The organism is Trichocoleus sp. FACHB-591 (genome assembly GCF_014695845.1).
In the GTDB taxonomy this organism is placed as follows: Bacteria; Cyanobacteriota; Cyanobacteriia; order FACHB-46; family FACHB-46; genus Trichocoleus.
On record NZ_JACJPA010000031.1, the window covers coordinates 40071 to 52280 of the forward strand.

13 protein-coding genes are annotated in these 12210 nt (G+C 48.0%); 5 read left to right on the forward strand and 8 right to left on the reverse strand.

Features of this window, described 5'->3' with window-relative positions; genetic code table 11:
• Nucleotides 1–18 precede the first annotated feature (18 nt).
• The 4 genes from H6F90_RS05065 (at nucleotide 19) to H6F90_RS05080 (ending at nucleotide 3275) form a co-directional block, all read left to right on the forward strand.
• Nucleotides 19–381, forward strand: coding sequence for a resolvase (locus tag H6F90_RS05065; protein ID WP_190550793.1), 363 nt, complete (start codon nucleotides 19–21; stop codon nucleotides 379–381).
• 715 nt (nucleotides 382–1096) lie between these two features.
• Nucleotides 1097–1615, forward strand: coding sequence for an inorganic diphosphatase (locus H6F90_RS05070; protein WP_190550795.1), 519 nt, complete (start codon nucleotides 1097–1099; stop codon nucleotides 1613–1615).
• 357 nt (nucleotides 1616–1972) lie between these two features.
• On the forward strand, nucleotides 1973–2380 hold the full coding sequence (gene panD, locus H6F90_RS05075; protein WP_190437438.1) for an aspartate 1-decarboxylase: 408 nt from the start codon (nucleotides 1973–1975) through the stop codon (nucleotides 2378–2380).
• Nucleotides 2367–3275: an MBL fold metallo-hydrolase gene (locus H6F90_RS05080; protein ID WP_190550797.1), complete on the forward strand. Its 909-nt coding sequence runs from the start codon at nucleotides 2367–2369 to the stop codon at nucleotides 3273–3275. Before panD ends, H6F90_RS05080 begins: the two co-directional genes overlap by 14 nt.
• Here the strand turns inward: H6F90_RS05080 and H6F90_RS05085 are convergent.
• The 5 genes from H6F90_RS05085 to H6F90_RS05105 all read right to left on the reverse strand — a co-directional run bounded on the left by H6F90_RS05085 (nucleotide 3243) and on the right by H6F90_RS05105 (nucleotide 7660).
• Nucleotides 3243–4331, reverse strand: coding sequence for an anthranilate phosphoribosyltransferase family protein (locus H6F90_RS05085; protein WP_190550799.1), 1089 nt, complete (start codon nucleotides 4329–4331; stop codon nucleotides 3243–3245). The two genes, H6F90_RS05080 and H6F90_RS05085, sit on opposite strands and share 33 nt — an antisense overlap.
• A gap of 80 nt (nucleotides 4332–4411) precedes the next feature.
• Nucleotides 4412–5374 (reverse strand): LysR family transcriptional regulator, encoded by a 963-nt coding sequence (locus tag H6F90_RS05090; protein ID WP_370587952.1) that lies wholly within the window; start codon nucleotides 5372–5374, stop codon nucleotides 4412–4414.
• 273 nt (nucleotides 5375–5647) lie between these two features.
• The gene (locus tag H6F90_RS05095) at nucleotides 5648–6604 is read right to left on the reverse strand and encodes a hypothetical protein (RefSeq protein WP_190550801.1); all 957 of its coding nucleotides are present in this window, start codon (nucleotides 6602–6604) and stop codon (nucleotides 5648–5650) included.
• A gap of 526 nt (nucleotides 6605–7130) precedes the next feature.
• Nucleotides 7131–7361, reverse strand: a complete 231-nt coding sequence (locus H6F90_RS05100; RefSeq protein ID WP_190550803.1) for a DNA-directed RNA polymerase subunit alpha C-terminal domain-containing protein — start codon at nucleotides 7359–7361, stop codon at nucleotides 7131–7133.
• A 104-nt stretch (nucleotides 7362–7465) separates the two neighbouring features.
• Nucleotides 7466–7660, reverse strand: a complete 195-nt coding sequence (locus H6F90_RS05105; protein WP_190437425.1) for a cation transporter — start codon at nucleotides 7658–7660, stop codon at nucleotides 7466–7468.
• A gap of 214 nt (nucleotides 7661–7874) precedes the next feature.
• Here H6F90_RS05105 and H6F90_RS05110 point away from each other — a divergent pair, with 214 nt between their 5' ends.
• The gene (locus tag H6F90_RS05110) at nucleotides 7875–8999 is read left to right on the forward strand and encodes a DNA topoisomerase IB (RefSeq protein ID WP_190550805.1); all 1125 of its coding nucleotides are present in this window, start codon (nucleotides 7875–7877) and stop codon (nucleotides 8997–8999) included.
• 17 nt (nucleotides 9000–9016) lie between these two features.
• On the opposite strand, the gene H6F90_RS05115 is transcribed toward H6F90_RS05110, so the two are convergent.
• The 3 genes from H6F90_RS05115 to H6F90_RS05125 form a co-directional block, all read right to left on the reverse strand.
• Nucleotides 9017–10909, reverse strand: a complete 1893-nt coding sequence (locus H6F90_RS05115) for an aminopeptidase P family protein (RefSeq protein WP_190550807.1) — start codon at nucleotides 10907–10909, stop codon at nucleotides 9017–9019.
• A 382-nt stretch (nucleotides 10910–11291) separates the two neighbouring features.
• A complete protein-coding gene (locus H6F90_RS05120; RefSeq protein ID WP_190550808.1) occupies nucleotides 11292–11783 on the reverse strand; it encodes a transposase in 492 nt (163 codons plus the stop codon).
• Nucleotides 11780–11992 carry a winged helix-turn-helix domain-containing protein gene (locus H6F90_RS05125; RefSeq protein WP_190550809.1) on the reverse strand — a complete coding sequence of 71 codons (213 nt, stop codon included), beginning with the start codon at nucleotides 11990–11992 and terminating at the stop codon, nucleotides 11780–11782. Before H6F90_RS05125 ends, H6F90_RS05120 begins: the two co-directional genes overlap by 4 nt.
• Nucleotides 11993–12210: the final 218 nt, after the last annotated feature.

Below are 12210 nucleotides of genomic sequence, written 5' to 3' on the forward strand. Positions count from 1 at the left end.
TCCATTAGAAATTGACGCATGGAACTCGAAGTTGGAATGGCTCAGCCTGAGTTGATGGATGTGGAAGCAGTACAGAAAGCGTTGAATCGATCACGAGCCTCTGTGTATCGATATGCCAATACTGATCCACAGGAATTGAACTCTCCTTACGATCCCAAGCGTCTCAATCCGGAATTGCGCTTAAATCCTAACGATCCGCTCTTGTTTCACCCCAACGAAGTGGCTCGGTTTGCTAAAGATGTTTTAGGAATTCGGCAGGTCACCATTGAGGTGCAAGAGTCAGCCCAGAACGCTAGTCTCGAAGTCTTGCGGGCAATCTTAGTAGAACTCAAGAGTATCCATCAGTTGTTGAAATCTCAAAGCTCTAACGTAAATTCTTGAGACTGTAGGCTGCAAGACAGTCCACTCTGCGGGAATAGCTAAAATTATATCTAGAGGGGCTGACGACCCAGCCCTTACGCAAGTTAACCTATCAGAGTTAGTTAAAAACTAAGCCTTTTATGGAATCAGGTGGCCAATCCGCCAACCCTCCTGGCCGATCTAGTCATAGATTGGCAGATGTCGTTGGCACTGCAATTGCCTTGTTGACCTTGACTTTACCAATTTACGTAATTGCTCATTATTCGCCTAACAGAACAGAACCCTTGCAGCCGCAGCAGACCTACTCATTACCGGGGCCAAGGGATTAGGAGAACTAATGTAAGTAGTAGAAGCCCAAATTGGGACGATTTTAAGCCGCAGACATCATGGTGAGCTTGAACCAGATCGAGCCGAGAGTAATGCCCTTAATTTCCGATTCAGCAGCGATTCTCTGTCCTAGCTGTAGCCATTATGGCTGTGAGTACCGGATTGTCAGTTCGGCGTTAACCGTATTCCCCTAAAATGCTAGTAACTAGTACGAACTGGCTAGACACCACATTGTGATGGCTGAGCCAAGTCTAGGGTACTTAGTTGAGTCGCAGTAAAGTGAAGAGTTTTCTAGCAAAACTTTTCGCTCTGCTTGCATTTGTTTGGTTTGGCTAATTCAGTCAATGCCAAGATGTCTGCTGACATCTGCTTTCAATAGACCGTCATCTTGTTAACTTGGAGAAATACTGTGGACTTATCGCGCATTCCTGCACAACCTAAAGCAGGTTTGATCAACGTCCTAATCGAAATTCCTGCGGGCAGCAAAAACAAGTACGAGTTCGATAAAGACCTGCAAGCCATGGCGCTCGATCGCGTCCTCTACGCCTCTGTCCAGTATCCATACGACTACGGCTTTGTGCCCAATACCTTGGCAGATGATGGCGACCCTCTCGATGGCATGGTGATCATGGATCAGCCCACTTTTCCAGGGTGCGTCATTACTGCTCGTCCGATTGGAATGTTAGAAATGATTGATGGGGGCGATCGCGACGAAAAAATTCTTTGCGTTCCTGACAAAGACCCACGTTACGCCCATGTGAAATCTCTCAAAGACGTTGCTCAACACCGCCTAGACGAGATTGCGGAGTTCTTTAGAACCTACAAGAATTTGGAGAAAAAAGTCACCGAAATCTTGGGTTGGAAAGATGTAGACCAAGTGATGCCTCTAGTTGAGGAGTGCATCAAAGCTGGAAGTGAAAAAGGCTAAGATTCTGGCTCTAGAACTCACTGAGGCTCTAGTACTTATTAAGAGTCATGGAGCTAAGGCTGAGATATTAACTTGAGCTAATCTCTTCCTTGCCCCTCTCCTCTAGGAGGGGGGTGCTGCAGGTAAATGAGGGTTGAGCTGTGAACACAATTACTAAGGATATTGGCTCAGCCAGTAAAGCCAGCGAAGTGCCAACTCTTAATATCTGCCTACTAGTATTTACCTAGTTGATCCCAAAGTCTTCCCGACCTTAATAACTTGTGCCAGTATAGACGAAACGAGAGGGTTCATAATTAATTAAGGTGTTTGGGTGACCTAAGGCTTTAAACTTTTTCCTTTAGAAGACTTTCCTCTACTATGCATCGGACGCTCCTCTTAGCCAAAATTCACAGTTGCACACTCACTGCTGCCAACCTCAATTATGTGGGTAGCATCAGTATTGATGAGGTTTTATTGGATGCAGCGGGAATTTTCCCTTATGAGCAAGTGCAAGTGGTCAACGTGGCTAACGGCGAGCGACTCATTACCTATGCAATTCCAGCCCCAGCTAATTCTGGAGCAGTTGAACTAAATGGTGCCGCTGCGCGTCTGGGCATGAAAGGCGATCGCGTCATTATTATGACTTACGCACAGTTTGATGCTGTCGAAGTCCAAACTCACTGTCCTACGGTGATTTTGGTGGACGAGCACAATCGGCTAGCGGAAGTGCTCCGATACAATCACATGCTACCAAGGCCTGGTTTGATCGAAGATGTCAGAGTCTAATTCAGTCCCTCAGAACTCACCGTCTGCCTACGAGTCAGACACCCAGACCACAAGCGTTGGCTCTCAGGAGTTTCTAGTGCAATTCTGGGGTGTCCGTGGCAGCATCCCAGCTCCTGGAGCTGAAACGGTTCGCTATGGCGGCAACACGTCCTGTGTTGAAATGCGGGTGGGCGGTAAGCGGCTAATCTTTGATGGTGGCACTGGCCTAAGGGTTTTAGGTCGCGAACTGCTCAAGGAGATGCCAGTAGAAGCTTATATGCTGTTTACTCACTCTCACTGGGATCATATTCAAGGGTTTCCTTTCTTTACCCCCGCTTTCGTTCCCGGTAATTGCTTTCACATCTACGGGGCGATCGCGCCGAACGGGGCGACGATGAAGCAGCGTCTGAGCGATCAAATGCTGCATCCTAACTTTCCGGTGCCAATTCAGGTAATGCAGTCAGACCTCAAGTTTTATGACTTAACCCCTGGAGATGCATTCAGGCTAGATGACATCGCGATCGAAACAGGTTCGTTGAATCATCCGAATACCGCAATGGGTTATCGAGTGACTTGGCAAGGTCGAACAGTGGTTTATGCCACTGATACGGAGCATTTCCCCGATCACTTAGATGAAAATCTGCTCCACTTGGCTCGTGATGCTGATTTATTAATTTACGATGCTTGCTACACCGACCAAGAGTATCACGACGCTAAGACTCCCAAGGTAGGCTGGGGGCATTCTACTTGGCAGGCTGGAGTCGCGGTAGCCCAAGCAGCGGGTGTAAAGCGCGTTGCGATGTTTCACCATGACCCCACTCATGACGATAACTTTTTAGACCAAGTGGGTGAGCAACTAAAAGTAGCATTTCCCAGCGGATTATTAGCCCGCGAAGGCATGATCCTGGAGATCTGACGCTAGCCCTGCTATTGCCTGTTGCACTTTTTGTAGTTGGGCTACTGCTTGTCCTTGGGTGAGTAGTGCTTCGGCTTGGGTTAAGCCTGTGGCTAAGTCTGCACAAGCGCCACAGCGCCAGAGATAAAATCCCCCATTCCAAATTGCCGATCGCGCCAGTTCAGAGCGATCGCCTTGCAAAACTGCCTGCATCTCAGCTATGAGCTGAGTCGTTTCCCCTAGAGGCACATCTATGCCAGCAAAATCGTAATCGCGGGGAGCTAGCAGCAAGCGCTCTAAGGAAAAATCAGCTCCGCCCTGTCCCAAACCGATGATCGCTGTGCGATCGCGCGGTAAGTCACAACTGCCTTCTAATCCTTTGACTGTCGTGAAATAAGCGGGAAACCCTCGCAACTGAAAGGCATCTTGGAGCATGACTTCAGTGGGCGGATGGACAAAACCAGACACAATATTAGCACTTCCAGCATAAGGCCCCCAAAGCAGCTCTAGCGTAGCGAAGGGCGGGCGTTTGCCAATCTGGTCGCGGTAAGGCACCAGCCCATGCGCCTGAGGAAAATGTTGGGGCAGGTAAACAAAACCGAGTTGAGTAGCAGCTAACACTTGCTGCACTTGCTCTAGGGTCAACCGAGTCCAATCAATTCCTAACCCTTGCCAAACTTCAACTAGCGGCAATCCTTGCTTGGTGGGCATGCGATCGCCCCCATGCATAATCACAGGGTAGCCTGCTGCCGCCACAATCAACACGGTGAGAGGGCTAATGGGAGCAGTGCGCGATCGCCCGTCGTAAGGGGAGCTAAGTACAAGTACAGTCTGCTTTGAGCCTAAAGGCTGCAACTGGGGGCCTAGTTCTGCATAGGCATCGAGCATGCCTGCCAGCTCTTCTCCGGTCGGTCGCTTGATGCGGTGAGCGATCATAAAGGCTCCAATTTGGGCTGGAGTCGCCTCTTGGAGCAACATCATGCGGGTGGCTGCGGCTGCTTCTAAGCGATCCAAATTCTTCCCCGTATGGGGGCCACTGCCAACTTTCCGCAGTAGTTCTCTAAATGCATCGCTCATGGTCGCAGCTCAAGTAAAACGGTCTTTAGATGTTTTCTCAGGTGTTTGGCTCGAAATTGGGCAGAAACACCGCTAAAGGATCATACAGCCTGCAGTGAGCCTGTGGCATCTAGAGCCAAAGTGCTCTCAGAAAGTCCAGAAATTTGATCTCGAATCAATTGATAAACTAACTCGCGAAATCGCTGAATCGGAGGAATTTGCAGGCGATCGCGGGTCGTGACTAACACCACTTGACGCAACAACAGAGGTTCATCGGTGGGTCGTATCGCCAAGGTGGGGTCAATATGAGCATCAAAAATTGCTGCTTTGGGCAGTAAGGCAATTAGCTTACCCTGACGAACAATGCCTCGAAATGCATCTAGTGTGTTTAATTCTAAGGCGGCGTTTAAGGTTGCCCCTTGACGTTGAAACTGCTCTTGGACAAGGCGCTGCATACCATAGCCATCCTTAAAGACCACTTGAGGATACCGCACCAATTCTGCCCAAGGCACTCGGTCGTATTGGGTCAAGGGGTGGTTTGCTCCCATCAAAATTTCGATGGATTCGTTATAGAGCGGGTCAACGACTACTTCTGGCCCCGTCGTCAGCAAACGATTGTTCATCACAATGGCTAAGTCAACTAAGCCGTCTTTCAAAACTTTAAGGGCGCGATCGCTACCCAAGGCAGTCACACGCAATTGAATGTCTGGGTAATCCTGACAAAAATGCTGAAGGACAGGTGGTAGGTAATGGGCACAGACCGAATGGATAGCCGCAATACACAACTCTGGCTGCTTTCCTGCCATCAAATCAGCTAATTCGGTCGCAGCTAATTCCCACTCCTGGCAAATTTTGCGAGCCCGTGGCAACAGCCGCTCCCCCCCCAAAGTCAGACGAGCTTGGGCTGTGCGGTGAAACAGTAACAAGCCCAAATCTCCCTCCAGCGCCTGAATTTGGCGGCTGATGGTAGATTGGGTGACTCCACATCGACGGGCCGCCTGCTGAAAACTGGTGGTCTCAGCAACGGCCAAAAAAGCTTGCAACTGTTCCAGGCGCATAATCATGTAGCCTAAGTTACATGTAGAGATTTAGCTGATCTGCCTAATCAGTTTGGTAGAGCTTGATACAGACTGAGGGCGATCGCTCAACTAAAAGCCAGATCTCTCTAAATCAAATTTTGAATTAACCAAAATCCTACGCTTCAACGTGGTCTGGTGATGCTACGAAATATGTTGTGCAAAAAATACAATGGCAAGACTTGTGCGTTTAATCTTGCCATTGGTTTTGTGATTTGTAGTTTTGTTTAATCTGGGGATAATTGCTCTACGTTTAGGTGTTTAGGCGATCGCTCTAGCAGCGGGTAGAGATTGAGCACTTGAGCCATAGAGGGACACAAACCGTCCAAATAGCCACATCGTCTCATGACTGGGCAGGCGGCTAGAGTTAACCAAGCGATCGAGGTTCCTCTGAGCCAGTTTGTGCAAATAAGGTAAATCTTCAAACAAAGTCAAACAAGCAGAAACATGCAACACAGCTTGCAAGACTGGTTTCGGCCAAGGCAGATCGCTATAGATGTCGATGAGAAATTTATGTTCTGTCTCGCTCAGCGGAATGGCATTGAACAAAACTGTAATTCGTTTTTCGTTATAAACCGGAATGCTCAACTCAACGGTGTAAGGACTGTGCAAGATCAAATCAACTTCTACAATTGGCTGCCGCCAAATTCTTAAAACGTTAAATGGAGATTCTAAAATGGTTTGAAACTTGATGTGGCCACCGATAGAAGTAGCGTTTACTTGACTAACCTTAACGATTCTCAAGTTATTTAAGCTAAAACTGTGCACATTTTCTAAATGCTTCAGGTTTAGCAAGTGGTAAATCTGACACAGTTGAGGAAACGGTAGGTCATATTCCTGCCGAATCATATGCCGATCTTCTAGCTCTGTCATTCTCGCTTGAGCCATTTGAAGAAAAAGTTCATGCTCAGATAACTCAGAACCGGGTGCAGGTTCCCAGACAGCCCCGACAGTATCCCTCTGTGAGGACTCTTCTGGCTTGAGACATAACCAGCTGATAAAAAACAAAGAGGCCATGCTCAAATGGAGAATTTCAACCGCTGAAAAGCAGCTATCCGCTAAGGCAGAAAAGCTTCTATCAATAATTGCAAATAACCAAGCAGGGATACCAAAAAGCCAAACACCATGCCTGACGTTGGCTAAAACCAATGAGAATTCTGTCGTTTTACTGTTTGTCAGGATACTGATTGGGTCTTTAAGAGAGAGAGATTCAGACATGGCGATAACTTCAAGCAAGAGAGAGTTTTGATGTCGCAGAGCACGCAAACTTGCTTGTAAAGCTTTATCAGCTAGATGAAATAAAATCAGAGGTTGAATGATACAATTTGAACAACAATTAAAACCGTAAGCTAAGATACTAATTGTTATTTTTATTGGCAGCAAACCTGCGAAAATTATTCATCTAGAAATTAAGTTGTGCGCTTAATTATTAAGCTAACACCTCTAATTTGAGGTACCCTCTACCTCAAGTTGAGACTATTTTTCTACTACTTTCTATCCAAGTAAGTGGACACTTTTTAACTTAAGCAGACTCAGCTTTTAGAGAATTTCGGTTTAGTAACCTGCTTGAAATTCTCCAGGAGTCTAGGTTTTAGATGGTGTTGGAGCTTCATCCTTAGCGATCGCTTCACGTAATGCGGTATAGCACCATACAACTCAGCAAAAGTTTAGCCTTTAGCTAGCAAGCACAGGAGCACTCAACGCTCCTAGCTAAATGCTAGGCGATGGCCTAATTAGAAATGGCTTAAATTATTTGAGCATCCACATTTTGCAGGGTAATGCCCAAGCGGCTTTGAAGGGCTGCAATGACTTCTTCAGCAGCAGTAGGATCTAGAATTCTCAAGTCTTCTTCGGTGTAGTTGATCAAGTCGGCGAGCGAATGGATTTGAGTGCGCTTCAAAAAACCGTAAGCTTGCATTGAAAGCTGCAACTCTTCAATCGGAGTTTGAGATAAAGGATTTTTGTGATGGCTCATTGCTTTAATCAGGTGTCAGCGTTTACGAGATGGAACAGCCTTGATCATCATGCCATACCCTACTAATACAGGATTCGATTAGCAGTGAGCCATCCCAGGTCTAATTAGGCAATTTGATGACCAGTTGCAGAAATTAACTGCTTGATGGTTTCTTCTGATGCGCCAGATTCTACCGTGACCGTTTTGGCTTCTACATCTACTTCAACTTTGGCATCGGGCTCAGTAGTTTTGATGGTTCTCTTGATATCTTCTACCGAATCAGGGCCAGAGATGGTTGGGACATTAAGTTTGAGGACCATGTTTTTTCACGGGTTATTAATTACACAATTGATATTTTCTGATTTTGCTTTGCCCCTTTACTACTCCCCTGAGGGCTTATTTCTCTGGCGACGATTTGCTCGTTGGGTGAACTATATGCCTATACTTTTTTACAGAGTGAGGAACTTAACCAATTCGCTAGAGTGACCAATACGTAAAACTCTTTTCCTTCTAGCAAAATCAGTTAAACCACTCATGCAACTGCAACGTCAGCGTTCCAAGCGATCGCAGCGGCGAAAATTTTTAGCCTCGCTCATTACCGATCCTGTCCAGTCGGCTCAAGTAGCTGGTTTACGCTATGTCAATGATGACAGCCCAGGTATTCAACGCCAACCTAGAGGAAAAGGGTTTGTTTATCTGAACATAGACGGTAAAATCATCCGCGATCGCCAGGAGATTCAACGGATTGAGTCATTAGCCATTCCGCCTGCTTACAAAGATGTCTGGATCTGTCCGTTTGCCAACGGTCATATTCAGGCCACAGGTCGAGATGCTAAAGGACGCAAACAGTATCGCTACCATTCGTTGTGGCGGCAGGTACGAGATCAAACCAAATTTACCCGACTGATTGCCTTTAGCGATGCCTTACCCACCCTGCGAGAGCGGGTAGATCATGACCTGGGGTTGCGCGGATTGTCTCGTGAAAAGGTTCTGGCTACAGTGGTGCGGCTTTTAGAAACAACTTGCATCCGGGTGGGCAATGAAACTTATGCCCGGACTAACCGCTCTTTTGGCCTCACAACTATGCGCTGCCAGCATGTAGATATTTCTGGCACTACGTTACGGTTTAAGTTTCGAGGCAAGAGTGGCGTTGATCATGATATTCAAATTAGCGATCGCCGTTTGGCTCGCATCATCAAACGTTGCCAAGAAATTCCGGGCTACGAGTTGTTTCAATATCTCGATGACGCAGGCCAAAGCCAGTGCATTGATTCTGGTGCAGTCAATACTTATTTGCAAGAAATAACCAAGCAAGACTTCACTGCTAAGGATTTTCGAACTTGGTCGGGTACAGTTATGGCGGCTTTAGAGTTAGATGCAATGGGTCCGTTTCAGTCGCAAACTCAGGCCAAGAAAAATATCAATCAGGCGATTAAAAACGTAGCAGCACATCTTGGTAATCGACCTGCTACATGTCGCAAGTATTATGTGCATCCCGCTATTCTGGATGCTTATCTAGACGGATCACTCATATCCACTTTGGAAAAAGCGATGCAGCAACCCGCCTCAGATTCTGCTTACGCTTTAAACCCCGAAGAAATGGCGGTGGTAGCGATTTTGGAACAACAATTGGAAGCTCGGCAACCTGTAGCTAGTTAGGAGTTAAAGCAAATAGCTTAAAGCTGGCAAGCAAATTGGAGCCACTCAGCTTCATCAGGGTTAAGCGTGGATGCTAGTTTCTCCACGACTTGGACGTGATAATGCTCTAGCCACTCTCGTTGTTGCGGATTGAGGCGATCGCAGTCGATCAGGTGCTTGTCAAACGGAATGTAGGTCAGCGATTCAAACTCATACCAGGTGCCTTTGGGAGATGCACCGTTATTTTCTGTCGCGACCTCTTTGACCACGTAGAGGTTTTCGATGCGGATACCGCCCCAACCAGGTTCATAGTAGCCAGGTTCGACACTCGTTACCATGCCTGGTTCAAAAGGTTCTTGCGATCGCTTATTAATGCCATTCGGCCCTTCATGCACATTCAAAAAGGCTCCCACGCCGTGGCCTGTGCCATGTCCGTAATCAAGTCCCGCTTGCCACATGGCCGATCGCGCAATGCCATCTAGTTGGCATCCCGGTGTGCCTTTAGGAAAGCGCTGCATGGCACAGTTGATATGGGCTTTCAAGACTTCCGTATAGCGAGCAATTTGCTCTGGGGTGGGTTCTCCGACCACAAAGGTGCGGGTGTCGTCGGTAGTGCCAGAGAGAAACTGCGCTCCCGAATCGAGCAGTAACAACTGACCCGATTGCAGGTCTACATCAAGGTTGGGAGTGCCATAGTGGACGATAGAGCTGTTGGCTCCCGCACCGGAGATGGTGTTGAAGCTCAGTCCTTGGAATCCCGGTTCAGCTTGATAAAATCGATTGATCGCCTCTGCCACATCAAACTCAGTGACGCGATCGCCTGCTGTCCAGCGATCGGAAAACCACTTCCAGGCTCGCACCTTTGCCCGACTGGCTTTGAGGTTGGCTTGTTGCATCTGCTCGATTTCGATTGCATTTTTACGAGCTTTCATCCCCTCCACAGGATTCGGGGCTTCCACAATCTGGACTTTGCCAGTCTTAGAGCTTTCCTGAACCAGCTCGTAGGTACCCATTGTGGTATGTTTGGCATCGATCCAAACCCGCAGGGGTCGCGGCTGATTAAGCAAAGACTGCAACGTCTCAGCGTACTGCTCGTAGGACAGCAAGGTGAGATGGAGTTGGAGTGATTGCTGGATCTCGGTGTCAATGCGCTCTAGATTGGTGAAGAGGAACGCTTGATCAGCGGCGACAATGGTGTAGGCAATAAACACGGGATTGTAGGGAACATCCCAACCTCGGAGGTTCAACAACCAAGCAATTTGATCGAGTTTGGTGAGCGGCAGGATATCGGCTTGGGCCTTCTGCATGGCTTGCCGTAACCGCTCTAGCTTTTGCGCGACGGTTTCTCCGGTTAAGGTTTCTGGCACCGCAAACAACCGAGAGGCGGCATAACTGGCAGGAGTTTGACCATCTGCCCAAGCGGCTGATTCCCGCACGCGATCGACTAAATTTTCGGGAAGGCTCACCAGCACCACGCCCGCTGGAGCCAGCCGTTTTTGTAACTCGCGGCATTGATCCACCGCCACCGTGAAGGGATCAACCCCTAAACGAAAAGGTTGCTGAGTGGCGATCGCGGCTTGTCCGAGAGCTTCCAGAGTTTCGACTAGAGTTTTGTGACCTTCCAAGCCCAACTTAGACACTTGGATGGCTGCGGGATCCACCTGTAAATCGGCTTGTTCGTAGTAACGAGAGTCCACAAACAGCCAGCTTTGCTCAGTCCCAACTAAGAAGTCTCCTGCTGACCCTGTAAAATCGCTGATCCAAGTCCGACGCTGTTTGGCTTCTGGCAAATACTCGTTTAAATGCTCATCTGCCGAGGGAATCAGGTAGCCATCCAGTTGATAGGCTGCCATCCATGCCCGCAAATCGGCTAATTTGGCTTCTGTCAGAGCTTGCTGAGCTTGTTGCTGGACGAAGTCTAGGGGTGACATAGACAAAACTTTGAGATGCTAAAAAACGCGAGGCAACTGATAGCTCTATGGTACAGCCCTCAACTCGTCTGCCTTAAACATTTTCGGTTTTACCCGCTGCATTTATATCCGGAGTTGAAACTGTGGGCATGTAGGGCGATCGCTTGGCCTACACCTCATCGTGACTTCGTCAAGCAGCTTTCGGGGATAAGGCTCAAGCATGACCAAGTTTGACACTTTTGTAGAAAACATACTTAAATAGTGCAAGCTTTCTGCTAAGGAAACCTGAGCAGGCCTGCGGAAACTCATATAGCAATCCTAATTAGGATATAAGGTCAGCCGTACATGAATGCTTTCTCAAACGTAAAGCGTTGCTGATGCGTCACTAACTCAAACAGATACTTCACTGCCGCAAACGACTGCCCCATATAAAGAACTTACGAATAAACTGTTTAGCTTGTAGCCAAATGTCTTCGACGGGATTTTGCTCCGGGGCGTGAGGCGCGAACTGAATACAGGTGATGTTCCATTCTGAGGCAGATAGCCCTGTGTTCACTTGAGCTAAATATTCTCGTAACTGATGAGAGCGATGGTAGCTGACTCCATCCCAGATAATGAGCAACCGGGCCGGCTCATCAAGAGCACGCAAGTACTTCAGGAAAGCAATTGTGTTGTCCGTATTGCCTGCATCGTAAGCTTGCACATAAAACTGCTTACTGTGGTAGTCGAAGGCTCCATAGTAGGTCTGTCTTTGCCGCTCAGAGGGAATGGACACCTCAAGGCGCTGGTCCGTTTTGCCCCAAACGTAACCACAGATATCTCCCCACAGCAAATGGCACTCGTCGAGCAACAGCACCCGCACTTGTCCACGGGCGATCGCTGAGCGCCACTTCACGAGTAGCTCCATAATCTCGTGTTTTTTTGGGCGACTTGCGCTTCATCTTTCTGGGGACGTCGGGCTTGCATTTTCTTCCAGGACAATCCCGCTTGGTGCAGCAAGTCGTAGTAGCTCTGTTTCGATTGAAAAACGACTCCGTAGGTCGCCTCAATGTGAGTGACCAACTGCTCGAGTTGACAGGTTTGCTGCTGCTGTAACCACTCCATCACGGCTTGCTGCTCCTTTGGCTTCAGGTAGCCTTGAGTGCCCCAATAGCCTAGCTTCAGTCCCTCCGCACCTTGAATTTGGTAAAGCCGTTGCCACTTGACAATAAACCTTATCGGAAATAGAAAGGGATGTTGATTAAGTCACTCCTTGCCCTCTGGATCTGCAACTAAACCGCTTGGAGCTTCTGCTTCGCTTTTTGAGAGCGGTAGGTGAGTCG